Origin of the sequence: Asticcacaulis sp., from assembly GCF_047605585.1 — a bacterium.
Lineage (GTDB): Bacteria > Pseudomonadota > Alphaproteobacteria > Caulobacterales > Caulobacteraceae > Asticcacaulis.
Genome location: NZ_JASGFK010000001.1, coordinates 516,397 through 543,010, shown reverse-complemented (window position 1 = coordinate 543,010; position 26,614 = coordinate 516,397). Strand labels below are relative to the sequence as shown.

General features: G+C 62.2%; 21 protein-coding genes and 1 tRNA gene. 6 read left to right on the top strand and 16 right to left on the bottom strand.

The genetic code is table 11. The features are described from left to right. Nucleotide 1 precedes the first annotated feature (1 nt). From QM647_RS02575 to QM647_RS02550, 6 genes are all read right to left on the bottom strand, one after another. On the bottom strand, nt 2–1,921 hold the full coding sequence (locus tag QM647_RS02575) for a sulfotransferase (RefSeq protein ID WP_414993905.1): 1,920 nt from the start codon (nt 1,919–1,921) through the stop codon (nt 2–4). Next, complete coding sequence (locus tag QM647_RS02570) at nt 1,918–2,538, bottom strand: aspartyl/asparaginyl beta-hydroxylase domain-containing protein (RefSeq protein WP_414993904.1); 621 nt, start codon at nt 2,536–2,538, stop codon at nt 1,918–1,920. Before QM647_RS02570 ends, QM647_RS02575 begins: the two co-directional genes overlap by 4 nt. Next, a complete protein-coding gene (locus QM647_RS02565) occupies nt 2,535–3,173 on the bottom strand; it encodes a sulfotransferase family 2 domain-containing protein (protein WP_414993903.1) in 639 nt (212 codons plus the stop codon). The genes QM647_RS02570 and QM647_RS02565 overlap by 4 nt, the downstream gene beginning before the upstream one ends. A gap of 68 nt (nt 3,174–3,241) precedes the next feature. Beyond that, the gene (locus tag QM647_RS02560; protein WP_414993902.1) at nt 3,242–6,061 is read right to left on the bottom strand and encodes a TonB-dependent receptor; all 2,820 of its coding nucleotides are present in this window, start codon (nt 6,059–6,061) and stop codon (nt 3,242–3,244) included. Nucleotides 6,062–6,455: 394 nt separating this feature from the next. Then, nucleotides 6,456–7,223, bottom strand: a complete 768-nt coding sequence (locus QM647_RS02555) for a UTRA domain-containing protein (protein WP_414993901.1) — start codon at nt 7,221–7,223, stop codon at nt 6,456–6,458. A gap of 52 nt (nt 7,224–7,275) precedes the next feature. Further along, entirely contained in the window at nt 7,276–7,854 is a 579-nt protein-coding gene (locus tag QM647_RS02550) for an HD domain-containing protein (RefSeq protein WP_414993900.1), read from the bottom strand. Between the two features lie 160 nt (nt 7,855–8,014). Here QM647_RS02550 and QM647_RS02545 point away from each other — a divergent pair, with 160 nt between their 5' ends. The 6 genes from QM647_RS02545 to eutC are packed head-to-tail and all read left to right on the top strand — an operon-like array spanning nt 8,015 to nt 15,656. Then, the gene (locus tag QM647_RS02545) at nt 8,015–10,171 is read left to right on the top strand and encodes a phosphocholine-specific phospholipase C (RefSeq protein ID WP_414993899.1); all 2,157 of its coding nucleotides are present in this window, start codon (nt 8,015–8,017) and stop codon (nt 10,169–10,171) included. Beyond that, complete coding sequence (locus QM647_RS02540) at nt 10,171–11,274, top strand: TIGR03364 family FAD-dependent oxidoreductase (RefSeq protein ID WP_414993898.1); 1,104 nt, start codon at nt 10,171–10,173, stop codon at nt 11,272–11,274. Before QM647_RS02545 ends, QM647_RS02540 begins: the two co-directional genes overlap by 1 nt. Beyond that, the gene (gene phnX, locus QM647_RS02535) at nt 11,271–12,104 is read left to right on the top strand and encodes a phosphonoacetaldehyde hydrolase (RefSeq protein WP_414993897.1); all 834 of its coding nucleotides are present in this window, start codon (nt 11,271–11,273) and stop codon (nt 12,102–12,104) included. The genes QM647_RS02540 and phnX overlap by 4 nt, the downstream gene beginning before the upstream one ends. Nucleotides 12,105–12,112: 8 nt before the next feature. Beyond that, nucleotides 12,113–13,471 (top strand): DUF5690 family protein, encoded by a 1,359-nt coding sequence (locus tag QM647_RS02530; protein WP_414993896.1) that lies wholly within the window; start codon nt 12,113–12,115, stop codon nt 13,469–13,471. 50 nt (nt 13,472–13,521) lie between these two features. Then, complete coding sequence (locus QM647_RS02525) at nt 13,522–14,898, top strand: ethanolamine ammonia-lyase subunit EutB (RefSeq protein ID WP_414993895.1); 1,377 nt, start codon at nt 13,522–13,524, stop codon at nt 14,896–14,898. Then, nucleotides 14,895–15,656, top strand: coding sequence for an ethanolamine ammonia-lyase subunit EutC (gene eutC / locus QM647_RS02520; protein ID WP_414993894.1), 762 nt, complete (start codon nt 14,895–14,897; stop codon nt 15,654–15,656). The genes QM647_RS02525 and eutC overlap by 4 nt, the downstream gene beginning before the upstream one ends. Before the next feature lie 6 nt (nt 15,657–15,662). Here eutC and QM647_RS02515 read toward each other — a convergent pair whose 3' ends face one another. The 10 genes from QM647_RS02515 to QM647_RS02470 all read right to left on the bottom strand — a co-directional run bounded on the left by QM647_RS02515 (nt 15,663) and on the right by QM647_RS02470 (nt 26,473). Then, nucleotides 15,663–16,349, bottom strand: a complete 687-nt coding sequence (locus tag QM647_RS02515; RefSeq protein ID WP_414993893.1) for a response regulator — start codon at nt 16,347–16,349, stop codon at nt 15,663–15,665. After that, the gene (locus tag QM647_RS02510) at nt 16,346–19,009 is read right to left on the bottom strand and encodes a DUF4118 domain-containing protein (protein ID WP_414993892.1); all 2,664 of its coding nucleotides are present in this window, start codon (nt 19,007–19,009) and stop codon (nt 16,346–16,348) included. The genes QM647_RS02515 and QM647_RS02510 overlap by 4 nt, the downstream gene beginning before the upstream one ends. Next, nucleotides 19,006–19,578, bottom strand: coding sequence for a potassium-transporting ATPase subunit KdpC (gene kdpC, locus QM647_RS02505; RefSeq protein WP_414993891.1), 573 nt, complete (start codon nt 19,576–19,578; stop codon nt 19,006–19,008). Before kdpC ends, QM647_RS02510 begins: the two co-directional genes overlap by 4 nt. A gap of 16 nt (nt 19,579–19,594) precedes the next feature. Continuing rightward, nucleotides 19,595–21,673, bottom strand: coding sequence for a potassium-transporting ATPase subunit KdpB (gene kdpB, locus QM647_RS02500; protein WP_414993890.1), 2,079 nt, complete (start codon nt 21,671–21,673; stop codon nt 19,595–19,597). An 86-nt stretch (nt 21,674–21,759) separates the two neighbouring features. After that, on the bottom strand, nt 21,760–23,475 hold the full coding sequence (gene kdpA, locus QM647_RS02495; RefSeq protein ID WP_414993889.1) for a potassium-transporting ATPase subunit KdpA: 1,716 nt from the start codon (nt 23,473–23,475) through the stop codon (nt 21,760–21,762). 15 nt (nt 23,476–23,490) lie between these two features. Next, nucleotides 23,491–23,583 carry a potassium-transporting ATPase subunit F gene (locus tag QM647_RS02490; RefSeq protein ID WP_414993888.1) on the bottom strand — a complete coding sequence of 31 codons (93 nt, stop codon included), beginning with the start codon at nt 23,581–23,583 and terminating at the stop codon, nt 23,491–23,493. Between the two features lie 384 nt (nt 23,584–23,967). After that, complete coding sequence (locus QM647_RS02485; RefSeq protein WP_414993887.1) at nt 23,968–24,483, bottom strand: hypothetical protein; 516 nt, start codon at nt 24,481–24,483, stop codon at nt 23,968–23,970. Then, the gene (locus tag QM647_RS02480; protein ID WP_414993886.1) at nt 24,480–24,926 is read right to left on the bottom strand and encodes a hypothetical protein; all 447 of its coding nucleotides are present in this window, start codon (nt 24,924–24,926) and stop codon (nt 24,480–24,482) included. The genes QM647_RS02485 and QM647_RS02480 overlap by 4 nt, the downstream gene beginning before the upstream one ends. 356 nt (nt 24,927–25,282) lie before the next feature. After that, nucleotides 25,283–25,359: transfer RNA gene (locus QM647_RS02475), tRNA-Met, on the bottom strand. Nucleotides 25,360–25,432: 73 nt separating this feature from the next. Next, a complete protein-coding gene (locus QM647_RS02470; RefSeq protein WP_414993885.1) occupies nt 25,433–26,473 on the bottom strand; it encodes a glycosyltransferase in 1,041 nt (346 codons plus the stop codon). Nucleotides 26,474–26,614 lie beyond the last annotated feature (141 nt).

Below are 26,614 nucleotides of genomic sequence, written 5' to 3'. Positions count from 1 at the left end.
TTCAGTCCCGGTAGGTCGTCAGGGCATCGCCCAGCGCGTGGCGCAAGGGGGCAAGCCAGGGCGCATAGTTCTGCCATTGCGCCAGTCCCTCGCGGTTGATCGGCTGGCGCACCTGTTCGGAACTGGGCGTGCGTACACTGCGTTTTGTCTCGTGAAACGTCAGGCAGGCCGGCTCGAACGGCAGGCCGCAATGTGTCAGCAGGCGCCGCACATGGCCTTCGAGGTCATCGACCACATCTTCATAATGCACCCTCAGCAGGCGGCCCGTCAGGACCGTGTCCCAGTGGCGCATCAGGTCGAGATAGGTGCGGTAGTGGCGCGCGAGGTGTTCGAGATCGTAGCTGAATTCCTGGTTGATGGTCCCGAACAGCTGCTTGAAATTGCTGAAACCGCTGGCCATGGGTTCGCGCCGCACGTCGATGAGTGTTGCTTGCGGCAGGATCAGCCGGATCAGGCCGATATGCCAGAAATTGTTCGGCATCTTGTCGATGAAGAACGGCCGCCCGAGACGGCGATAGGTGCGGGTATCGGTCAGGAAGCGCTCGCCCAGCCGGCGGGCGTCATCGGCGGTCAGTTGCCGCAGGATGTCCGGGTTGAGCGGCAGGCCGCAATCCGGGTCCTGGCCGCACAACTCACTGACATAGCGGCCGATGACGGTCAGCTCCTGCGTGCCCTCGACCTGGGAATGCGAAGCCAGTATCTGCTCGATCAGGGTCGAGCCGGAGCGTGGCAGGCCGAGGACGAAGATCGGCGCCGGATCGTCCACGCCCCAGCCGGTGCGTTCGGCGAAAAATTCGGATGTGAAGACCGACTTCAGCCGGCCGGCGCAGGCCTCGGCAATCTCCGGGCGGTAGCGCGAGGTCTGGTTCCGCAGCGCATTGCCCTGGCTGTAAAAGGTCCATGAGGCCGGGTAATCGGCGCGGTCCTCCAGCGCCTTGCCCAGGGCGAAGTTGAGATAGACGCGGTCCATGTCCGGCAGGTCGGGTTGGACCGCCGCCGCTGTCATGCGCGCGATGTCTTCGTCTGTGAAGCGCCAGGTCTTGAGGTTGGCCAGGCCGAACCAGGCCACGCCCTGATCGGGCTGGACGCTGACCGAGGCGCGATAATCGGCAATGGCTTCGGCCTGCCGGCCGGTGATCTTCAGGGCGGCGGCCCGCCACAGACGCAGGTCGGCGGCTTCGGCGTCGGGTAGCCCCGGCGCATGCAGCAGCTTTTCGTACAGATCGATCAGCGGTTCGTAATCGCCCAGGCCGATACAGGCCGCGCCATATTGTTTGAGATACTCGCGGTTGTCCGGATCGTAGGCCAGCAGATGCTCGGCCTGCTGCCGCGCCGGCAGGTGTTTTTGCTGCTGCAGAAGAAGCACTGCATAGTCGAGGCGGGCCTCGTGATAATCTGGCGCCTGGGCGAGCACCGATTCCAGCAGGGCCTCGGCCTCGGCCGGCGCGCCGCGCGCGTCACGGAGGCGCGCCAGTAAACGCAGGGCGCCGACATTGTCGCCATCCTTGCGCAGATAGTGACGAATGATGTCTTCTGCCGGCCCCAGAGCGCCATCGACGTAAAGGCTGTTGGCCATCACCACTTCCGGTGGCAGCTGCTTCAGCGCCGCCAGATGCCTGGCGGCCGTGGCCGCCTGTGCCGTGTCACCCCGCCTGAGATAGAGCTGCTCCAGCATGCCCCAGCTTGCGGGCAAGGTCGGATTGAGGCGTACCGCCGTCTCAAGCGCACTCACGGCCGATGGCCCGTCGCCCAGCAGGATGTGGCAGTGGCCGCGTTCCTGATGAAGACGGCTGTAACCAGGATAATGCGCGTCCAGATTCGAGAGCGCCGCCAGCGCTTCGCGGACATGCTGCCCTTCCCTTAGCCTTATGGCGACCTGCAACAAGGCGTCGCGGTCCTGGAGCGGGGCGGAGGCGTTCATCGCGGGGCACCGGCCAGCAATGGCGCCAGCCAGGCCGGGTCCGGCTGGTCGGCGTCATAATATTCGAAGATCAGGTGGATGCGGTCGGTTTCGCCATTATTACACACCCAGTGCGGGCCGAGATTATTTACCTCGATCGCCTCGCCGACCGGGAAGTGACGGTCTTCATTGCCGAAGAAGCAGACCACGTGAGGATTGGTGGTGAGCGGTATGTGAATCTTGTGCGGCCATTTCGCCGCCGGCTGGTCATCGATATGCGGCAGGATCGACGTACCCGGCGGCATCCGCGCCAGCATTACGCGCGGAAAGACGCCGCGCGCATAGCCATAGTCACCAACGGCGTGGGCAAGCACCGGTTCCAGCAATGCCCGCCATTGCGGCCAGGCAGGGCGGTCATGCGAATAGCGCCAGTCACGCGGACTGTCGGCAAAACGGAAAACGATATGTCGCGTCTCGTCCAGCACGCCAAACCGGTTGGGTTTGGTGGCGTTTTCGGCCGCCCAGACCGCCTCGGGTATCGCCCGCACGGCTGCCAGCAGCGCGGTGATTTCGACCGCCCCCAGGTGCCGGACACCCGAAGTCTTGCGCGGATTGGCGGTGAGCGGGAGAGGGGTCATTTCAGGCCTTCAAAACTGTAGCCGAACAGCTCCAGGTCCTGGGCGTAGCGCGCGCTTATGCCATTGATCAGGGCCTGGTCGTAATATTGGCGATAGTCGCCGCGCTGGCTGCCATTGACGCGGTCGAGCGGGCGGGAGGCAATGCCGATCTGCGCGCAGATCGCGTCATATGAACCCTGCATCTCCTCGACGCGGCCGATGCGGTCGGTCAGCAGGGTCCGGCCATCCGTGTCGGTCAGCAGGGATGCCTGCGGCTGGAAGAGGATGTGGCGTTCCGGCGGATCGCGGAACAGGAAATGGTACATCGCCTCGCGCGGCCACTTCTGGAAGTCATCACCGCCGCGCAGCACAAAGGCGCAGTAGGAAACGAAGCGGTCGAAGGGATTGCGTACGAAAGCGAACTTGAAATAGCGGTTGAAGGCCTCGTCACCGAGATAGGGACGTATCTGCGACAGTGACAGATGTCCATGCTGGATCGCCGCCAGGTCCGCCCACGGGAAACGCTTGTTGACGAACAGGCCCACCTGCTCGACATCCGCATCGTCCAGGTGCTCGCGCAAGGCCTGGCGCACGGCATGGGTACCGGTCTTGGGCACTGCGGCGAAGATGAAGCGGTGGTGGTGGGAAACGATCATGATCTTCTAAGGGATAGGCGCTCCCGCCTCGGCGGAGAGGGGAGCGCCCGGTCTTTCAGGTATCGTTATCAGAACTTGTAGCTGAGCCCAACCATGTAGGTCGTGCCGCTCTGGTTCTGATTATAGAGGTATTCATTCTGACCCCAGAATTGCGTGTCCTTTTGGTTGGTCAGGTTGATCGCATCCAGGGTGATCTGGAGCTTTGGACTGAGGTTATAGAAGGCCGCGGCATCCACATAGGTGGAGGCCTGATAGCCTTGCGTACCGGCGCTCATGACGTCGTCGCTGTACGAGCTGAACCATTTGCTGCGATGGCTCATGGAGGCACGGGCGCCCCATTTCGGGGTCTCATAGTACAACGTGGCGTTATAGCTGTTCTTCGAAATACCGGTGATCGAGGGCGCATCGACATAGGTGTAGTTGGCAACCACGCCGAAGTTGTCGAAGGGCGCCGGCAGGAAGGACAGCTGGCTTTGCGCCGCCAGTTCCATGCCGTTCAGCTTGGTATGGCCGGCGATATTGACCGGCGTCGAGAACTCGTGGACGATCGTGTCGGCTGTGGCGCCATCGATCGTGCTCGCCGGCACCCCGGTCTCGCTGAAGGGCACATCATACAGGGTTTCCGTAGTGATGAAGTTGGTGATGTCCTTCTGGAACACGCCCGCCGAAAGCAGACCCACCTTGCCGAAATAGTACTCGACCGCGAGGTCCAGGGTGTTGTCCTTGTAAGGCTTCAGGTCAGGGTTACCACGATAGACCGAGATTTCGCCGGTGTCTTCATCCTCGGTTGCGGTGCCTTCAGCCGCCATCGAGCTCAGGCCCGGACGGTTCAGGTTCTGCGTAGCGGAGAAACGCACCAGCAGGTCCGGCGTTATTTCCAGGACCGTGTTCAGGGTCGGCAGCACACCTGAATAGTGGCCCTTCACGTCCGTGGTGCCGAGATAGGCGTAAGAGTCACCCTGAATCCAGCCAGTGCTGGTGGTCTTGGTGTCGTAGGCGCGCAGACCGAGATTGCCGCGGAAGCGCTTGCCGAAAACCTGGCTGTCCCAGTCGCCCTGAACGTAACCGGAAACGGTCTCTTCCGAGGTCGTGTAGACGTTTTCGATATCCTGGATCGTGCCGCCCGTGCCATCGGCCTTGGCTTCGAGGCGATGGTATTCATCATACTTGGCGAAGATTTTGTCGTAATCGCCGACCAGCCATGAACCGAATTCGTTGCTGAAAACGGAGCTGACACCCTCGACGCTGTCGCCGCGCATTTCTTGCGTCGTGCCGTTGACGCCGCCGTCATAGAAGTAATTAGCACCGTCCTGGGTGAACTTGTGGTAAGCCACGCCAGCGCGCAGGGTCCAGGCGTCGTTCGCCTTGTACTTGGCGTTCAGCACGGCTTCCTTCAGTTCCGACGAATTGTGGAAGGCGCGATAATAGACGTTGTCCAGGGCATAGGTAGAGGCATCGGTCGGGTCCCAGTCCGGATAAGAGAACGAGGCGGACTGGCCGTCGCTGCCGTAATCGGCGATCAGGTTGCCCTGGGCGCGCATATAGATCTTGTCGTCGTAGGGCGTCTCGTAGGTCGACTTCTCGTAGCCGATATGGCCGTCGACCAGCAGGCGGTCGGAAAGGTTCCACTTCAGGCTCAGCGCGATCTGGTTGAAGCGGTTTTCGTTCAGTTCGCGGCGATGCTCGCTGCCCATGGTGACATTGCTGACATCGGTGTAGGTGACATATCCGCTGTCATCGGCCTCGAAGTCATTGAGTACGGCCGATGACTGGAAAGACGTCGGCCAGGCGCTGCCGGCAGCCGTGCTCAGGGTGGTAGACCCCAGGCCTTCGATCGGACGCGTGGCGAGGTGGTATTCATCGCGATGGGTGGTGACCTCGCCGTGCAGCATATCGAGCGTCAGCAGCAGGTTTTCGGTCGGTTGCCACTGCAGGGCGCCGGTGATGCCGAGGCGCTCCATCTTGGCGTTCCACGAAGAGATGCGGTTGCCGTCGGCGAAATAGAGACCGCCGGCCAGGAACTGGGCCTGCTTTTCGGCGCTCAGATTGGAGATGTCCAGGCCGTCAGCGACCAGTTGCTGGGCATCCTCCGCACTCATTTCGGAGTAGTTATAGGTGTTGTGCCCTTGCTCGGTTGTTTCGCGCTTGGCGTAGGCGATCGAGAACAGCGCGCCGAACTTGTTGTCCCAGTTATAGCTGTAGAGGCCGGCGATGCGCGACTGCGTATCCTTGGTGTACTGGTTGGTGCCCAGCTTGCCTACCAGGGCCGCCTTCGAGCCGGGGCCGTAATCGAACGGCTTGCCGGTGAACAGGCCGACCGTGCCGGCCATGCCGCCTTCGTTCTGCGCGGCCTGGTAGGTCTTTTCGACTTCCACGCGCGAGAACAGTTCCGAAGCAAAGATGTTGAAGTCGAAAGCGCGGTCGCGCGTGCGCTGGCCGCGGCTGTCCTGGGCGGAGTCGACATTGCCCAGCACTTCCATGCCGTTGAGCTGGACGCGGCTGAAATCCGGGCCCAGACCGCGCAGCGAGATGCGGCGGCCTTCGCCGGCTTCGCGGGTGATCTGAACGCCCGGCAGGCGCTGGAGGGACTCAGCCAGGTTCAGTTCCGGGAACTTCGCCATGTCTTCGGCGACGATCACGTCCTTCTGGATGTCCGAGTTCTTCTTGATGCTGCGCGCGGCGGTCAGCGACTTGCGGTAGCCGGTAACAACCACCTCTTGCGGGCTATCTGTCGCGGGCGCCGGGGTGGCGGCTGTGGTTTGAGTGGTGTCCTGGGCGAAAGCCAGGGCGGGGACCAGGGCGCACAGGGCGCTGAGGCCCACACCCATCAGGATGCGGTTGCGGAAATCGGCGGAGCGCCGGGGAGTCAGCGAGAGCTGGGAAAACATGTCATTCTCCAATCGTGTCCAACAGGCCTGGAATGCGATGCTTCCTGTCGCAGGTGCACGGCAGGAGCCCCCTCCGTGCGGACGCCAACTTTCCGCCTCATGACGCCTGTCGGGCGGACGCAAGGGTTCGCGTCCTCCGACACACATCGGAAGTTTCGAAAGCAGGTTTCGCCCAGCCCATAATTGTTAATACGAAGCAATAAAGAGATGTATCAAAATAAATCTGGAGTAAACCAGTTTTATTGCACTGCGCAAATTTTATTCAAATATTGAAAGAGCTACACAAAAATGTCACTCAAATATGGGATTATGCCGCCATTTCGCCCGTTTGGGTGGTTTTGCATCCGCTCTGCAATTTTAAATGGCTAACGGGTTTCCAGTATAGCCTGCACTATCAGCGGACGTGTATATCGACGCTGATCTTCAGCGCATCATGACGCCAGTATTCCTGATCGTATTCGACCACGCGGCCCTGGGCATCCTCGCTGATGCGGGTGACCAGCAGGCCCGGCAGGCCTGATTTGACGCGCAGGGCGAGGGCGGCTTCCTGGGTCAGGGCGCAGGGCTGCATTTCGATGCGGTTGCGCGCCACATCTATATTATACTGATGACGCAGCACCTGGGTCAGCGAGCCTTCGAGATCGTGGTCCAGCAGCTTCGGCGCCATGCGCGGATCGACCAGTATGCTCTCGACCAGCACAGCGCGCTCGTCGATATGGCGTCGGCGGCGCAGTTCATAGAGTATAGCGCCGGGCTTGACGCCGAAAACCACCGCCTGCTCGGCCGTGGCCGCCACTTCGCGGGCACTCAGCAGTTCCGTGCGCGGCGATCGCTTCTGTGCCGTGACGTACGACATGAAGCCTTCCCAGCGTGTCGGATCGTAGACGATCGGCGCCGGCGAGACATACCAGCCGCTGCGCTCCTTGCGATAGATCAGGCCTTCCGCCTCCAGCTGGAACAGGGCCGCGCGCACAGTGCCGCGGGCCGCGCCGGTGCCGGTCTGAAGCTGGCGCTCGGAAGGCAGACAGGCATTGGGAGCCAGGTCACCGCTCTGGATGTGCGCGGCAATGCTGTCGCGAACCCCCAGATAGTGCCGGCTTTCGGCGCTGTCGGGCAGGTCCATCCACCAGCCGGGCCGGTCGAGTGATTTCTTGGCAGTCATGAGTAAGCTTTCGGAAGCAGGCAGCCTCCCTGCATACGCGACTCGCCGGGACTTACCTAGCCCCTGTTACCATCAATGCGCGAATCATCGGCTCATAGCTGGCAAAGGTCGGCATGTCGGCGCCGATTATCTTGCCCATTTCGTCGTAACGACGCAGGTCAAGTGCCGCCTGGTGTGCCGGATGCGCCTGGAATTCCGCGATTTCTTCCGCATCCATGATCCCGCCCTGCAGGATGAAGCTTTGCAGCGAGGCGGCGCTGAGCCCTTCCAGATATTCCGGATTGACGGTCGCCAGATAACGCTTGGCTGATACGTGCAGGGCAATCGGTTCGGTGACCGACGGCGGCAGATGGCGCGCCAGCCAGCCCGAGCCGATACGTTCGTGCTTGGTGTCGATGCCGCGGTCGGCGGCGTCCTCGCCGAACTTGTGCAGCAGGTGGCCGATATCGTGGAGCAGGGCCGCTATAATCAGATTGTCACCCGCACCGTCCATATGCGCATGATAGGCGCACTGCTCGGCATGTTCGCGCTGGCTGACATCCTCTCCGTAGTGATCGTCACCGCGTGTGGCATAAAGATGCAGGATGTGGGCGACGGTGTCTGATGACAGGGCAGGTTCGAATGCGGACATCAATTTTTTCTCGGCAAGGACAATTTATCTGGTATATACCAAATTGACTCGGCGAGGACAAACGACAAATCGTCGCAATCGCAATTGTCATAAAAAATTAAAACTCAGTCTCTGTTCTCTGGTATATACCAGAATTGATTTTCCAACGCGGGGCCTTTGCATGACCAGGACGTCTTCTCCTCCTTCCGGCGCCAATCGCCGCCAGTGGCTGCAGATGGCGGCCGCCGGCCTGGGGACAGCCACCCTGGCCTCGCTGCAGAAGGCCATGGCGACCCCGGCCAACAACAAGACCGGCACGATTATGGATGTCGAGCACGTCGTCATCTTCATGCAGGAAAACCGCGCCTTCGATCATTATTTCGGCACCTTTGCCGGCGTGCGCGGGCAGGGCGATCCACGCCCTTTACGCCTGCGCAATGGCCACAGCGCTTGGCGCCAGCCGAGCGATGAGCATCCGGATGGCTATGTCATGCCCTACTGGGCGGACTCCAAATCGCAGAATGCCTATGTCGTCGGCGGCGGCGACCAGGGTCACGAGCAGGCGGTCGTGATCGTCAATGGCGGGCATTTCGACCAGTGGGGCGTCTCGCGGCAACTGCATAACCGCATGACCTACTACCGGGCCTCCGACCTGCCCTATTATCATGCGCTCGCCAGCAATTTCACCATACTGGACGCCTATCACTGCTCGACCCTTACCCAGACCTATCCCAACCGCCTGCATCTGTGGACGGGCTGCAATGGCGGCGGCAAGGTCGGCGGCGATCCCAGAATGGACAATTACGGCGAGGACGAGACGCCGTCGGCGAACATGGATGAGGATCGCCCGATGGAGCCCCATACCTGGACCACCTATGCCGAGCGGCTGGAAAAGGCGGGGGTCAGCTGGAAGGTCTATCAGGAATACGATAATTTCGGCGACAACATCCTGCATTGCTTCGCCAGCTTCCGCCCGTGCGACAAGGCGTCCAACCTCTACAAGCGCGGCCGGTCCTGGGTCTCCGAGCACAAGACCGGACCCGACCGCACGCGCTCGGATGGCCAGCAACTGGTCGAGGCCTTCCGCGCCGATCTCGCCTCGGGCAAGCTGCCGCAGGTGAGCTGGGTCGTTACGGCGGCGGCGCTGTCCGAGCATCCGAGCTATACGCCCGCCGATGGGGAAAATGTCTGCGCCAAGATGATCGAGGCCCTGACCGATCATCCCGAGGTCTTCGCCAAGACCGTCTTCATCATCAATTACGATGAGGCCGGCGGTCTGTTCGATCATATGCTGCCGCCTTCTCCCCCCGCCGATGAGACGGAGGGCTGGTCAGGCGTGAATACGGACGGCGAGTTCAAGGATTACAACCTGCATCCGAGCCCTCTGGCCAAAGGGCGCCAGCCTCTCGGCCTGGGCATCCGCGTGCCGGCGATCGTCGTCTCGCCGTGGAGCCGTGGCGGCTATGTCTGCTCCGAAGTCTTCGACCACATCTCGACCCTCAAGTTCCTCGAAAGGCGCTTTGGCGTGAAGGAAACCAATATCAGCGACTGGCGCCGCGCCGTCAGCGGCGACCTGACCTCGGCCTTCGATTTCCAGACCCCGAATGCCGACCTGTCGCGCCTGAACCTGCCCTCGACCGATGACTACAAGGCGCGCCTGGCTCATGCCGCCGCGCAGCCCTCGCTGAAGATACCGCAGATGCAGGGGCCTGGCGGCCAGTCGGCTCAACAGCGTCCGGCCCGGCCCTTGCCCTACGCCCTCAATGCCAATGTGCGCCAGGTGAAGCGCGACCTGCTGATCGACCTCGGCAATACGGGCAGCAAGGCGGCGGTCTTCACCATTCACGACTATGCGGCCTACAATCTGGCGGGGCCGTGGCGCTATACGCTCGATGCCGGCCAGACCTATGCGGCCGGTCACTGGAACCACAAGGACCGCGAGGTCTACGATCTGGCTGTTCACGGGCCTAACGGCTTCTATCGTCACTTCGCCGGACGCCTGCGCGATGACGACAAACTGATGCCGGATCCGGTCATGGTCGTGGTCAGCGAGAATGCCAGGGCAGGAGAACTGAGCCTGGCCCTGCAGAATACCGGCGCCGCTCCGGTGGAAGTCAGCCTTGTCAGCGATCCGCGCTACAGCCAGGCCAGCCAGACCCTGACCCTGCCGGCCAATGGCGTGCAGACCGTGCGCCTCGATCTCGCCGCTTCCGATCACTGGTACGACCTGACCCTCACGGTCGTCGGCAATGACTCGTGGCTGCGCCGTTATGCCGGCCATATCGAAACCGGCCGCGCCAGTCGCACCGATCCCGGCATCGGCGCCATGGTCGTCTGATGGTGCCCGCCTGCGATATTGCCATTGTCGGGGGCGGGATCATCGGTCTGGCCCATGCCTGGACCGCCGTTAAGGCCGGTCTGCGGGTCGCCCTGTTCGAGCGCCACGCCCGCGCCACCGGCGCCTCGATCCGCAATTTCGGGTTTGTGACCGTCACCGGCCAGCAGCGTGGCGATTTCCACGCCCTGGCCCGGCGGACGCGCAATCTGTGGCTCGATGCCGCCGAGGACGCCGGTATCGCCATCGAGCACCGCGGCCTTTATGTCAGCGCGCGTTACCCGGAATCCGAGGCGGTGCTGCGGGCCTTTCTCTATACCGAAATGGGCGCGGATTGCCGCCTGCTGAAGGGCGATGCCGTCCCCTTCCTGGCTAATGGTCAGCGCGTTGTCCTGCATTCGCCCCTGGATATCCGCGTCGAGTCGCGCACCGCCATTCCCAAACTCAGTCAGTGGCTCGGCACGCGCGCCGATCTGCATTACGGTGTCACGGTCACCGGCATCGAGACAGGCCGGCTGCACACCTCCATGGGCGAGGTCCGCGCCGAGCGCATTGTCGTCTGCCCCGGTGACGATCTGAGCGGCCTGTTCGCCGGCCGTATCCAGGCCCACGCTATTTCGCGCTGCCAGTTGCAGATGCTGCGCCTGGCCGATCCCGGTTTCCGACTACCCGGCGCGGTCATGTCCGATCTCAGCCTGATCCGCTATCTCGGCTATGCCGACCTGCCCGAGGCCGTTGCGCTGAAAAAACGTCTGGAGGCCGAACACGCGGCGCAGCTGGCCAATGGCGTTCACCTGATCGTGGTGCAGAGCGCCGACGGCTCGCTGGTCGTCGGTGACAGCCATCACTATGGCGATGCGCCGGAGCCCTTCACCTCCGAGGCCGTCGACCGGCTGATCCTCGATGAATACCGCGCCGTGCTCGGTGCGGCCCCACAGGTCACCGAACGCTGGAGCGGCACCTATGCCACGGCGCCCGACCGGCTGTTCCTGATCGATCAGCCCCTGCCCGATGTCCGCCTCGTTATCGTCACCTGCGGCGCGGGCGCTTCCACTTCTTTCGGCATCGCCGAACGCACCTTCCAGAGCTTCGGAGATCATGCATGACCTGTCCCATCAAGGCCTTCATCTTCGACTGGGCCGGCACCATGGTCGATTTCGGCAGCCTGGCGCCCGTGCGCGCCCTGCAATCGGTCTTTGCGCTTGAGGGCATCGACCTGAGCCTGGCCGAAGCGCGTGCCGACATGGGCATGGCCAAGCGCGCCCATATCACCGCCATCCTCGGCCGCGAGCCGATGCAGTCGCAATGGCGCGCGGTCAAGGGGCACGACTCTGGTCCTGCCGATATCGACCGCCTGTTCGACGCCATCGGCCCGCTGATGGAACGCGCCGCCACCGAATGCGCCGTGCTGATTCCCGGTGCTGCCGATCTGGTGAAAAGCCTGCGGGCCCAAGGTGTGCGCATCGGTTCCGGCACCGGCTACAGCCGCGAAATGATGTCGGGCATCCTGCCGGCGGCCGCCGCGCAGGGCTACAGCCCCGATCTCGTGGTCTGCGCCGGTGAAACCGCCGAAGGCCGCCCGTCGCCGCTGATGACCTGGAAGGCCATGGTCGAGCTCGGTGTCTGGCCCGCCCGCGCCTGCGTCAAGGTCGATGACGCCACGGTCGGCATCCGCGAAGGCCGCGAGGCCGGGACATGGACCATCGGCGTGGCCGCCAGCGGCAATGGCACCGGGCTCGACCTCGCCGAATTCACCGCCCTGTCATCAGAGGATCGCAAAACCCGTGTAACCGCGTCAGCCGAGGCCCTGAGCGCGGCCGGCGCCGATTACGTGGTCAACAGTGTCGCCGATATCGCGGCCCTGCTGCCGGACCTCGAAGCCCGCATCGCCGCCGGCATCCTGCCCGGCACTCGCCCTTCCGAAATCCGTATCTGAGGCCCATGATGAGTAAGACCGACGCTCCCCCGCCTGCCGACGCCAGACTGACCGGTTTCACTGCCTGGCTCGCCAAGGCCCCGCCCATCGTCTTCGCCCTCTATGGCGGGGTGATGGCCTTTGGCGCCTATTTCGCCATGTACGCCTATCGCAAGCCCTTTGCGGTCGCCAGTTTCGCCGACGTGGCCGGTTTCATCATCGACTACAAGATCGCGCTGGTGATCTTCCAGGTCTTTGGCTACGCGCTCTCCAAGGTTATCGGCGTCAAGGTCATATCCGAGCTGCCTGGCCGGTATCGCGCTATGGCCATACTGGTGCTGATCGGTTTTGCCGAGCTCATGCTGGTGGCTTTCGCCGCCGTGCCCGCGCCGTACAATATTGCCTGCCTGTTCTTCAACGGCCTGTCGCTCGGCCTGATCTGGGGGCTGGTGTTCGGCTTTCTCGAAGGCCGTCGCGTCTCGGAAATCCTCGGCTCCATCCTGTGCGCCAGCTTCATCGTTTCGTCGGGCGTGGTCAAGTCGGTCGGCAAGTGGGTCATGCTGGAGCACTACGCCAACGAGTTCTGGATGCCTGCCGTTACCGGCCTGATCTTCGCGCCCCTGCTTCTGATCTGCGTGCTCGGCCTGTCGCAGCTGCCGCCGCCGTCGCCGGAAGACGAGGCCGCCCGCGTGGTGCGCATGCCGATGAACAAGGCCGCCCGCAAGGCGACCTTCGCGGCCTATGCGCCCGGCCTGATCGCCCTGATCGTCATCTATATCGGCCTGACCGCCTTGCGCGACTTCCGCGACAACTTCGCCACCGAAGTCTGGGCCGATCTCGGCTTCAGGGACAATGCCGAGATATTCACCGCCTCCGAACTGCCGGTCGGCATCGTGGTGCTGGCCGCCATGTGCCTGCTCAGCCTGTTCAGGGATAACCGGCTTGCCTTCATCGCCAATCTCGTCATGGTCGGTATCGGCCTGGTGCTGGCGGGCGCCGCGACCTTCGCCTTCCAGGCCCATATGCTGGGGCCGGTGTGGTGGATGATCCTGCTCGGTGGCGGGCTGTACCTGGCCTATACGCCGTTCAATGCCCTGCTGTTCGACCGCTTCATCGCCGCCAGCCGTCTGGCCGGGACGGCCGGTTTCCTGATCTATGTCGCCGATGCCAGCGGTTATCTCGGTTCGGTGGCGCTGCTGCTGTTCAAGAACTTCGGCGGCCTGACGCTGAAATGGGCCTCCTTCCTGATGATGTGCACCTGGACGGTTGCCGGCCTGGGCCTTGTCATCCTGGTCGGTGCGGGCGCCTATTTCCTGAAAACCCTGCCGCAATCGCGGGCCAGCGAGGTGAAGATGGCGGATACCTCCCTTTACCCGGCAACGGAATGAGGTGTAGGCATAGCTATTCCAGGCAGGTGTGAACGGGAAAGGGGCCGGTCATGGGGACTATCGATCTCTTCGGAACACGCTACTGCTTCGACGACCTGAAAACGCTGCTGGCGTCGGCTTCTTCCCCCAAGTCCGGGGATGAACTGGCGGGCATTGCGGCGTCTGACGCCGCCACGCGCGTGGCCGCCCGCCATGTGCTGGCCGATCTGCCGCTCAGGGCGTTTCTCGATGAGGCCGTCATTCCCTATGAACAGGACGAGGTCACGCGTCTGATTCTGGATGCCGCCGCCTTCGCCGCGGTCTCCCACCTGACCGTCGGCGGGTTTCGCGACTGGCTTCTATCCGATGAGGCAGACCCGGCGACGATGACGCGGCTGTCGCCCGGTCTGACGCCCGAAATGGTTGCCGCCGTCTCGAAGCTGATGCGCAATCAGGATCTGATCGCGGTCGCACAGAAGATTCGCGTCATCACGCGCTTTCGCAACACGCTGGGGCTCAGTGGCCGGTTGTCCACGCGGCTCCAGCCCAATCACCCGACGGACGATCCGCTTGGTATTGCGGCCTCGATCCTGGATGGCCTGCTGATGGGCAGCGGCGATGCGGTCATCGGCATCAATCCGGCGACCGACAGTGTGCCCCGCGCGGTCGAGCTTCTGCACCTGCTCGAAGACCTGCGCCTGGGCTGGGGCATACCGACCCAGGGCTGCGTGCTGACCCATGTCACCAACAGTATCGCGGCCATTGAAGCCGGAGCGCCGCTCGATCTCCTGTTCCAGTCCATCGCCGGCAGCGAGGCGGCCAATACCGGCTTCGGCATCTCGCTGTCGCTGCTGCGCGAAGGCTGGGAAGCCGCCCTTTCGCTCAATCGCGGCACGCTCGGCCATGACCTGATGTATTTCGAAACAGGGCAGGGCTCGGCCCTGTCGGCGGAGGCGCATCACGGCGTGGATCAGCAGACCATGGAGGTCCGCGCCTATGCCGTGGCGCGCGCCTTCAGTCCGCTGCTCGTCAATTCGGTGGTGGGGTTCATCGGGCCGGAATATCTCTACGATGGCAAGCAGATCATCCGCGCCGGACTGGAGGATCACTTCTGCGCCAAGCTGATGGGCCTGCCGATGGGGGCGGACATCTGCTACACCAACCATGCTGAGGCGGACCAGGACGACATGGATGTGCTCTTGAGCCTGCTGGGCATGGCCGGGGTCAATTTTGTCATGGGGGTGCCGGGCGCCGATGACATCATGCTCAACTACCAGTCCACCAGTTTTCAGGATGCGCTCTACATCCGCAAGGCGCTGGGCCTGAAGCCGGCGCCCGAGTTCGAGGCCTGGCTCTCCGAGGTCGGCCTGCTCGATGATCAGGGCCAGGTCCGGCCCATCGGGCTTACGCAAGCCGTGGACAGGTTCGCCCTGCCAGTGCTGCGATGAGCGGAGGCGGGCGCACGCCCGATCTGGTTCGCCGGCTGCGGGCCGCGACGACGGCGCGCCTGGACCTGGGGCTGAGCGGCGCCGGCCTGCCGACCCGGCCCTTGCTCGATTTCCAGATGGCGCACGCGAGGGCGCGGGACGCCGTGCACCGGCCCTTGCCGGAAGCGGACCTTCTCGGGCTTTTGCCGCCGGATACGCTCAGTGTACGCAGCCAGGCGTCCGACCGGGCGACCTTCCTCAAACGGCCCGATCTGGGACGCCGGCTCGAACCGACTTCCCGGGAGGCGCTGCTGGCCCGGCGTGGCGAGGGTTTCGATCTCGCCATTGTCATTGCCGACGGCTTGTCGGCCACGGCGGTGCTGCGGCACGGCGCACCCGTGGCGCTTGACCTGATCGCGCACCTCGGCGGCTGGCGTATCGCGCCGCTGGTTATCGCGCATGAGTCACGCGTGGCCCTGGGCGACGAGATCGCCGAGTGCCTGGGGGCGCAGCTCTGTGTCATCCTGATCGGCGAGCGGCCGGGCCTGAGCGCGGACGATAGTCTGGGCGCCTACATTACCTGGGCACCGCGCGTCGGGCGTCTCGACAGCGAGCGGAACTGCCTGTCCAATATCCGGCCGCCCCATGGCCTTGGCTATGACGAGGCGGTCAGGAAACTGGCCTGGCTGCTCACCGAGGCGCACCACCGCCAGGTGACAGGCGTATCGCTCAAGGACACCGGCGCCGAAGAGGCGTTACGGGCCGTGACGGGCGATTAGGATGCCTTATCCGCTCTTCATGCGATAGCCGATACCGGGTTCGGTGATGATGAAGCGCGGGGAAAGCGGATCGTCGTTCAGCTTTTCGCGCAGATGCTGGGTATGGATGCGCAGATAGTGGTTCTGCTCGGTGGAGTGGCGGCCCCAGACCTCCTTCAGCAGATAGGCATGGGTCAGCACCTTGCCGGCATTCTTCGCCAGCACGCTCAGCAGCTTGTATTCGATCGGGGTCAGGCGGACCTCGTCGCCATCGAGCGACACGCGCCGCGCGGACAGATCGATACTCAAACCATCGTAGTCATAGGTATGGCCGCCGCCGTTTTCCAGCCGCCGGGCGTGGCGCAGCGCCACCTTGATGCGCGCCAGCAGCTCGCCGGCGGCGAAGGGTTTGGTCAGGTAGTCATCGGCGCCGTTTTCCAGGGCCAGCACCTTGTCGGCTTCCTGTTCGCGGGCGGAAACGACGATGACCGGCACCTGCGACCATTCACGGACGTCGCGTATAAAGTCCTGACCATCCCTGTCCGGCAGGCCAAGATCGAGGATGATGACGTCCGGCCGCTGCGCAATCAGCTTTTGCAGCCCTTCCTGCGCCGTTTCGGCTTCCAGCGACGTAAAGCCGTTGGCGTTCAGGGTGGCGCGCAGGAAGCGGCGGATTTCGGTCTCGTCTTCGATAATCAGGATCGTAGCGGTCATGACTGATCCTTTGCCACAGGCAGGGTAAAGATGAAACTGGCCCCGCCCGCGGGATTATTCTTGGCATAGATCAGGCCGCCATGGGCCTGGATGATGCCGCGGCAGATGGCCAGGCCCAGACCGGTGCCGGAGTGGCTGCGGTCTGATTTTTCCGCCTGGCGGGTATGAAATTTCTCGAATATCTGGTCCTCCTCGCCGGCTTTCAGGCCGTCGCCGTCATCGGAGACCCGCACGCGCACGCGATCGGCGTCGTTCTCGACCGAGATCATGATCACGCCGTTCGGCGCGGTGTGGGTAAAGGCGTTTTCCAGCAGGTTCAGCAGCACCTGTTCGATCAGGGCGCCATCGATCGTCACCATGGGAATACGGCCATTGACCTGCGTGCGGATCTGCCGGTTTTCCTTCTGTGGCTCGACTCGAGCGATGGCCGCACCGATGATTTCCTGGATCATGTAGGGCTCGAAATTGAGCTTGAGCTGGCCCGAGGTGATCGCCGCCATCTTGAGCAGGTTGGTGACGAACTTCTGCAAACGCTGCATCTGGCCCCACAGGCCGGTCAGTTCATCGACCGCCTCACGCGGCAGCTTCTTGCGCTGTTTCAGCAGGGTCGAGACGCTGTTGTTCATCACGGTCAGCGGCGTGCGCAGGTCGTGCGACAGCGAGGCCAGCAGGACATTGCGCAGCTTTTCGTTCTCGCTTTCGATGCGCGATGTCTCGGCCTCGTCGGCGCGCTGGGCGCGTTGCAAAGCGCTGGCGATCAGGCTGGCTATGGTCTCGAAAACGAGGATATCGGCGCCGGTAAACGCGCGGTCATCCTGCGGCGTCAGGCCCAGCACGCCCAGGGTCTGGTTTTCCGCCAGCAGGGGCAGGTAAAGGCCGCGCGCCGAAGGCAGGGTATCGGTGCCGCGGCCTGCGATCTGGGCATTGGCCGTTACCCACTGCACCGCACCGGTTTCGCGGATATCGATCTCGCTTTCGGGATAGGCGGTGAGCGTCTTGTCCTCGCTCACCCACAGCCGCACCTCGGCATTAAGCGCCGGCGCCAGATGGCGGGCGGTCACCTCGGCCATGGCGGCATAGCCACGCACCGAGGAGAGGCCACGCGTCAGGTCATAAAGCAGGCGCGTTTCCTGTTCGCTCTTGCGCGCCATTCGGGCGTGCAGCGACAAACGCGCCGTCAGCGAGCCGACGATAACCGAGGTCGCCAGCATGAAGCCGAAGGTGAAGTAGTAGTGAACGTCGTAGAAGTTGAACGTGTAGTAGGGCTCGGTGAAGAAGAAATTGAAGGCGGGAATGCTGAGCACCGAGGCCAGCAGGGCCGGGGCAATGCCGAAGCGCGCCGCGACCACGACCACCCCTGTCAGGTACAACAGGGCCAGGTTGTCCGGATCGGTGATGCCGCGCAGGGGATAGCCGAGTCCCGTGACGCCGGCGACGATCAGGGCGGCATAGAGATAGTCCAGCCACGGCACGACCAGGGGGGCTGTGAGGCGCGGACGGGAGGGATCGGCCGGCTCGCTCGCCGTATGATCGGCGCTGAGGGTGGTGATCTCCAGGCCATCGCCACGCTCGATCAGCTTTTGCGACAAGGACTTGCCCCAGCGCCGCCAGACCGGCGCCTTGCGGTTGCCAACCACCACGCGGGTAAAGCCGTTCGCGGTGGCGTAACTGATGATGGCGGTGGCGGCATGGGTGCCGTTCAGCCGCACCACCTGTGCGCCCATGCGCTCCGCCAGGCGCAGATTGTGCTCGACGCGCAGCCGGGCCTTCTGGTCGAGCAGTTCGTGGCGATCGGTTTGCAGGTAAAGTGCCGTCCAGGGGGCCTTGGCGCGGCCGGCCATGCGGCGGGTATGGCGGATCAGGCGGGCGGAAAAACTGTCGGGGCCGACCAGCACCAGCACTTTTTCCGACAGGGCGGCCTCGCCCTGACCCAGGGCGGCGCTCAACTGGTCGTTCTGGGCATCGACGCGCTCGGCGGTGCGGCGCAGGGCCAGCTCGCGCAAATGCCCAAGATTGGTTTTTTTGAAGAAATTCTCGGCGGCGCGGGTGTTGGCCCCTTCGGCGACATAGACCTTGCCATCGGCCAGGCGCTTCAGCAGTTCGTCGGACGGGATATCGATCAGGGCGATATCGGTGGCCTCATCGAACACGCTGTCCGGCACGGTTTCCTTCACCCAGACCCCTGTGAGGCGCGCCACCTGATCGTTGACGCTTTCCAGATGCTGGACATTAAGCGTGGTATAGACGTCGATGCCGTTATCGAGCAGTTCCTCGATATCCTGCCAGCGCTTGGGGTGGCGCGAGCCGGGCGCGTTGGTGTGGGCGAACTCATCCATCAGGATCAGGGCCGGCCGGCGGGCCAGCGCCACATCGAGATCGAATTCGCGCACCTTGACGCCGCGATGATCGATCTCCAGCAGAGGCAGGACATTCAGTCCTTCGGTCAGGGCTTTGGTCTCGCTGCGGCCATGGTGCTCGATGACGCCGATCAGCACGTCACGGCCCTCCGCTGCCAGCCGCCGGGCCTCGGAGAGCATGGTGTAGGTCTTGCCGACGCCGGCCGAGGCCCCGAAGAAGATCTTCAAGGCACCGCGCGCCTGTTGGCCCTCGTCAGCGGTGACGAGGGCCAGGAGCTTGTCAGGGTCGGGTCGGGTATTCACTTCAGTTGGCCATCCAGTCGCAGATTGACCTCTAGCACATTGACGCGGGGTTCGCCGAGGATTCCGAAGGTGCGGCCTTTGGTCGAACGGGCGATGGCTTCGGTGACGGTGGCTTCAGCGACATGGCGGGCGGTGGCGATGCGCGGCACCTGGTAGGCCGCGGCGGCGGGACTGATCTCCGGATCGAGGCCGGAAGCCGAAGCCGTCACCAGATCGACCGGCACAGGTCTGGCGCTGTTCAGGGCGTCGATACGACCTTTCACCGCGTCCATCAGCGCCGGATTATTGACGCCGAGATTGGAACCGGAAGACGCACCCGCATTGTAAGGCGCCGGCCCCGTGGCCGAGAGCCGGCCCCAGAGATATTGCGGCTGGCTGAAAGTCTGGCCGATCAGGCGGGAGCCGATGACCTGGCCTTTGGTGTCATGGATCAGGCTGCCTTCGGCCCTGGCGTGAAAGGCGGTCTGGACGATGGCCAGGGTCAGCACCGGATAGAGGCCGCCGAGCAGAAGGGTAAAGAAGAGCAGGCTGACAATAGTGGCCTGCGCCTGTTTGAAGAGATTGGTCATGTTCGCGTTCCTTGATTTAAGCCAGCCCAACCGCCGCCAGTCCCATATCGATCAGCTTGATGCCGATAAACGGGGTGATGACTCCGCCCAGGCCATAGATCAGCACATTGCGTGTCAGCAGGCTCTGCGCCCTGGCCGCACGGTATTTGACGCCCTTCAGGGCCAGAGGCACGAGCGCGATGATGATCAAAGCATTGAAGATCACCGCCGCCAGTATGGCGCTCTGCGGCGAGGCCAGGTGCATGATGTTGAGCATGCCCAGCGCCGGATAGGTGGTGGCGAAGGCCGCCGGGATGATGGCGAAATACTTGGCCAGGTCGTTGGAGATGCTGAAGGTGGTCAGCGCCCCGCGCGTCATCAGGAGCTGCTTGCCGATCTCGACGATCTCGATCAGCTTGGTCGGGTCTGAGTCGAGATCGACCATATTGCCGGCTTCCTTGGCCGCCTGAGTACCGGAATTCATGGCCACGGCCACGTCGGATTGCGCCAGCGCCGGGGCATCGTTGGTGCCGTCACCGACCATGGCGACCATCTCGCCGCCGGCCTGCATCTGCCGGATGTATTTCAGCTTGGTCTCCGGTGTCGCCTGCGCCACAAAGTCGTCGACCCCGGCTTCCGAGGCAATGGCGGCGGCGGTCAGCGGATTGTCACCGGTGATCATTACCGACTTGATGCCCATCTTGCGCAGATCGGCCAGACGGGCCTTGATGCCTGGCTTGACGATGTCCTTGAGGTAGACGACGCCCAGCACCTGTGAACCCTCGGCAACGGTCAGCGGTGTCCCGCCCTTGCGCGCGATATCGTCGATCTGTGCTGTCACTTCGGCCGCCACCGCCCCCCCCTTCAGAGCGACCAGCGCGGCAATGGCGTCGCCGGCGCCCTTCATGATGTGGCGCTCATTGACGACGATGCCGGACAGGCGCTGTTCGGCGCTGAAGGGGATGAAGGTCGCCACCACGTCATCTGCCGTGCGCTCAGGCAAACCGAACTGCGTGCGGGCCAGGGTCACGATCGAGCGACCTTCGGGGGTCTCGTCAGCCAGGGAGGCCAGTTCGGCGGCCTCGGCCAGTTGCTGGGCGGTGACACCCGGTGCCGGGAAGAATTCGACCGCCTGACGATTACCGAAAGTGATGGTGCCGGTTTTGTCGAGCAGCAGGACATTAACGTCGCCGGCGGCCTCGACCGCGCGGCCCGAAGTGGCGATGACATTGGCGCGGATCAGGCGCTGCATGCCCGAAATGCCGATGGCGGATAAAAGCCCGCCTATGGTGGTCGGGATCAGGCAGACCAGCAAGGCGATCAGCACCACGATGGTGATGACCGAACCCGATCCGGCGCGCGCCACGGAAAACAGCGAGAACGGCAGGAGGGTGGCGCAGGCGAGCAGGAAGATCAGGGTCATGGCGGCCAGCAGGATCGACAGGGCGATCTCGTTGGGCGTCTTCTGGCGTTTGGCGGATTCCACCAGGCCGATCATGCGGTCGAGGAAGCTTTCGCCGGGATCGGAGGTGACGCGCACCTTTATCTGGTCTGAGAGGACGCGCGTGCCGCCGGTGACGGCATCGCGGTCGCCGCCGGATTCCCGGATCACAGGCGCGCTTTCGCCGGTGACGGCGCTTTCATCGACCGAGGCAATCCCTTCGATGACCTGGCCATCGGCGGGCACGACATCGCCGGCCTCGATCAGCACCAGATCACCCTTGCGCAGGGCATTGGCGGCAACGATCGCGACCTGGCCGGACTTGTCGAGTTTCTTCGCCGATACGTCCTTGCGGGCGGAGCGAAGGCTGTCGGCCTGCGCCTTGCCCTTGCCCTCGGCGATGGCCTCGGCGAAATTGGCGAAAAGCAGGGTGAACCACAGCCAGAAGGTAATCAGGCCGATGAACCATAAGGGCTGGCCGCCGCCGATCACGCTTTTGGGGGCCACCAGCATGATAGCGAAGATCAGGGTGGTGACGATCGAGCCGATAAAGACGACGAACATCACCGGATTGCGCACCTGATAGGCCGGATTGAGGCGCTGTATCGTTTGCCCGAGCACGGAGCCGAGGTCGGCGCCTTCGAACAGGCCGGATTTTTTAGCTACAGAGGACATGGGATTAGCCTTTGATCATTTCTCCATGGCGCTTCGCCATGGCAAGGGCGAGGCCCGCCGCCGCTGATGCGGCGAGCCTGCGCGGCCTATGAGCGCATTAAAAGATGTTCAACGATGGGACCCAGCGCCAGTGCCGGCAGGTAGGTCAGGACGCCGACCAGCAAAATGACGCCGATCAGGACCGCGATGAACAGCGGGGTATGGGTGGGCAGGGTGCCGGCGGAGGCGGGCACGGCCTTCTTGGCGGCCAGTGATCCGGCAATCGCCAGGACCGGCAGCAGGACGAAGAAGCGTCCGAACAGCATGCAGATGCCGAGGGCTGTATTATAGAAGGGCGTGTTGGCAGAGAGACCGGCAAAGGCCGAGCCATTGTTGTTGGCCGCTGAGGTAAAGGCATAGAGCGCTTCGGAAAAGCCCTGCGCGCCGGGATTATAGAGCCCGGCCTGGCCCCACGGCGTGAGCACCGCCACCGCCGTGCCGATCAGCACGAAGGCGCATGGGGCAAGAATGGCGATGGAGGCCATCTTGATCTCGAAGGCCTGGATCTTCTTGCCAAGATATTCCGGTGTGCGTCCCACCATCAGGCCGGCGATAAATACGGTGATGATGACGAAGACCAGCATGCCATAAAGACCGGAACCGGCGCCGCCGTAGATGACCTCGCCGAACTTCATCAGCAACATGGGGACTGCGCCGCCAAGCGGGGTGAAGCTGTCATGCATGGCGTTGACGGAGCCGTTGGAAGCCGCTGTGGTGGCGGTGGCCCACAGAGCGGAATTGACGATGCCGAAGCGCGTTTCCTTGCCCTCCATGTTCCCGCCAGCCTGCGTGCCTGATGCCAGTTGATCGACACCCAGAGCGGCGAAATGCGGATTGCCGCCCTGTTCGGCCGAAACGCAAAATAGCGTCAGCGGCACGAAAACCAGAGTCATGGCCGCCAACACGGCGACACCCTGACGGCGATCGCCGATCATCCGGCCAAAGGTGAAGCAGCAGGCCGCCGGGATCAGCAGGATGGCCAGGACTTCGAGGAAGTTGCTGAACGGCGTTGGGTTCTCGAACGGATGGGCAGAATTGGCGTTGAAAAAGCCACCGCCATTGGTGCCGAGCATTTTGATGGCTTCCTGCGAAGCCACCGGGCCCATGGCCAGGGTCTGATTGGCGCCTTCCAGAGTATGGCCGGTGACGTAGCCGTTCAGGGTCTGGATTACGCCCTGCGCGCCCAGCAGCACCGCCCAGATCAGCGACAGAGGCAGCAGGACATAGAGCGTGCTGCGGACCAGATCGACCCAGAAATTGCCGATGCCCTTCGCGGATTGCCTGGACAGTCCGCGGATCAGGGCCGCCATGACGGCGATGCCGACGGCGGCCGACAGGAAGTTCTGCACGGTCAGGCCGATCATCTGGCTGGCATAGCTCAGCGTGCTTTCACCGGCATAGGATTGCCAGTTGGTATTGGTGATGAAGCTGACGGAGGTATTGAAGGCGAGATCGGGCGACAGGTCTGCCATGCCCTGCGGATTGAGCCCCAGATGGCTCTGGAACAGCAGGAGCAGGTAGAGCAGCAGGAAGCCGCCGAAGGAAAAGACGATGACCGTTGTGGCATAGGCCTTCCAGCCCATGTCTTCGTTCGGCTTGATGCCAAGGGCGCCATAAATAGCGTTTTCGACCGGCGCCAGGAACAGGCGCTCGGCCGTGAGAATTTTGGCCATATAGAGGCCCAGCGGCCAGGCCAGGGCGACGAGCGCCACGAGATAGAGGGCAAGCTGCAGCCAGCCATTGCCCGTGAGTGCATAGGACATGTGCGTGTCTCGGATTTACGGAAAGAGTTCGGGCTTGATCAGGGCGGTGACGAGATAGCCCGCTATGGCGGCGGTCACGAGACCGGCGATGATATAGAGCGCGGTCATTGGCCGTCGCCTTTCAGCGTGTCGCAATAGTCGACGAACGCCTTGCAGATGACGAAGAAAACCCCGCCGACCAGAACATAGATGATGCTCATGAAAACCTCCTGTCAGTATCAGGGGCTTAGGCGCATCGGCATATAGGCGATGTATAGTTGTGGGGAGCGCCTGTATGATTTTTATATAGCTATCTGTTGCGTTGGATGTTTTCCGGTGACGTGACATCCAGGGCAGGCAGCCGGATGGCTTGCTGGTCAGTCACCTGACCAGGGTCGGGGACAGGCCTCTACCATGGGAGGATCAGGCGGCTCAGTACGGATGGACCTGAACCTCCCATATAACCCTGTGCCCTCGGGGCCGCCCTTTATTAAACGCATATCCGACACTAGGTCATTTGCGGCCCGAGAAACCTTCATTCGATAGCAAGCCATAGCCGTTCACTGCAAAGAATGTTTTCGCCTTGTAGGAGGTTTTATCGAAGTACATGGAGATAGAGTCGATCCCGAATTCCTGCGAGTAAGAAAAAAACGCGATCCCTTTTGAGTTCTCAGATTTTATAAATTTTTGCACATGCATATCAATCATACGCTCATAAAGCACTGTAAATGCCGTATCATTACATGACCAATTATTTTGAATATTTCCATCCGATGGAACGGCTATGGTCATTCCTGAAAACGACACACACAAAAATTCAAGGGTACTGCAATCATTTAGATCGCTTCCTATATAGTCTACTCCAGGATTAGAGAAATATTTATCAGATCTAAACATAATATGATCTTGATAATCAAATACAAGACTCTCTTCACCGCTAAAATCCTTATAATAAAAACGCTTACCTTCTGCGAACGCGCTCGAAGTTAATGATAATATTAATGCAAACAAAAGCAGTAACGTTTTCATCTTATGTCTCTTAATCTTTTTGCGGTGTCATCATACGGAGAACTATGATTGTTGGGGAAACCAGCCACCCTTCCAAGGTTTCCATCTCCAATTAAATGGAAAGCTTTATGAACAAAGGTTGTGCGAAGGTTATCTCCAAATAAATTGTCGAAATTTTTTATACCATACCTGGCCGCTGAATCCGCTGTTAATCCTCCTAATGTCGAGGTCGTTGCACGAGAGAAGATGCCTATGTCACCTTGCCCTGAACTCATTACATCTGGGTCAGCGCGAGCCCTTTGGAAATTGGACTCGTCTCCATTTTTAGGATCGATTATGGAGACTTTTGCCCCTACCAATACCGACAATGCATCCTTCGCTGAATAAGTGTTAGTCTCTCCACCCATTGTTATGTCCACTTTGGCATCCGGATCAGATTTGACTGCCGCAGCTAGTGTATCCACTATCCCTTGGTAGGCGTTTAAGGCCGTTGGGGCGACATCCGTGTGTATTGTCGAAGACATTATCCAGGGGCGACAACCGGATGGATTGATGGTCCGCCATCTAACCAAGGTCGAGGACTTGCCTCTGCGGTGGGAAGATCAAGCCGCCCAATATGGCTGGACATGACGCGCCTAGGCAAACGCACAGCTTAAACTGGCCCGGCAGAGACGCCGGTTTTTTATGCCTGGTCGGCCGTACAGCGTCGAGACTCAGGTTTGTGGATTGGTTTGCCGGTCGAGAATAGTCACGCAAATACCGCCGGTTACGCCACGCGCTGCACCGGAACTGAAATCAGTCTTTGTCTATAAGGAAGAAGTGGTGGTTGGAGGCGGGATCGAACCGCCGACCTGTGGGTTATGAATCCACCGCTCTAACCATCTGAGCTACCCAACCATGCCATTTCCGTATGAGAGCGGATGGCTCACGCTCCCGGAGGGAGGGCCTATAGCCAATAAGCGGGGTGGGTTCAAGACTTAAGAAGATGATTTTCCGCAATTTGTTTGAGCGTCGCCACGAGCCGTGTCTGGCCGGCTTCCAGGCTGAACTGTGACAAGACGTAGGCTTGCGCCTCGCGGGCCTTGTCCAGCGTGGCGGACCAGTCACCCAGCGCCGCGCGGATAGCGGCCGCCAGCGCCTGCGGGTCTTCCGCCGCGCACAGCTGTCCCAGCGCGCCATGCTGCAAAATCTCCTGAGGGCCGTCGATATCGGTCGCCACCACCGGTGCCCCCGCCGCCATGCTTTCGGCCACCACCAGCCCGAACGGTTCGACGCGTGACGGCAGCACGAACAGGTCGAGCCCGTGCAGGTAATCCGTTGGCTCGTCGATCCAGCCGGCGAAGGTGACGCGATCGGAGACGCCCTCATCGATGATCAGCCGCGTCAGGTGCGGCATTTCCGGACCGTCGCCGGCGATCTTCAGCCTTGCCGTCACGTCCTGCGCCTTCAGGATTGCCATGGCGCGCACCATGACATCGATCCCCTTGTTGACATGCAGGCGCCCGAGTGTGCCCAGCACCGGCGTGTCGGTGGGGGCCGGCTTGACCGGGCGCACATTCAGCGGGCCGAAATTGGCGACGGTAAAGAGCGGCATTTTCGGATGCGCCGCCGCCACGCTGTCATGCACCGAAGCCGAGACGCAGATCGCCGCGCGCAGGCGGCTGAGCTGACCCTTGTGGCGGAAATTGTGCACCACCTGCACCGTCTTCCGCGCCGTGCCCAGGAAGGGCAGGAGGGCGATGCCGGTGGCGCGGTTGCCATGGGTCAGTACGATGTCCGGCCGGAAGTCGCGCGCGATGCGGCGAAGAGCCCAGGCGGCGAAGGGGTCGTGATTGATGAAGGCATTAACCGGGCGGAACTCCGCCGCCGGCAACTGATGCGCCAGAACCCCGTCGCTGTGGCCGAGACTCAAGACCTCGATGCCGGCCGCGCGCATGGCCTCATGATAACGCAGGGACATGGTTTCGACACCGCCACGCACCTGGGCCAGCATGATATTCAGTACACGCATCAAAGAGTCATCCGCGAGAGGCAGCCGCTGTTATGGTACAGGTTTTCGTCCGAATTGCAGCCCCATGCCACCATTTTCGTTATTTGGCTGCCGGAAAACATGGAAATCGTCTCGTCTGAGGCCTTTTGTCGCTTTTAAGGG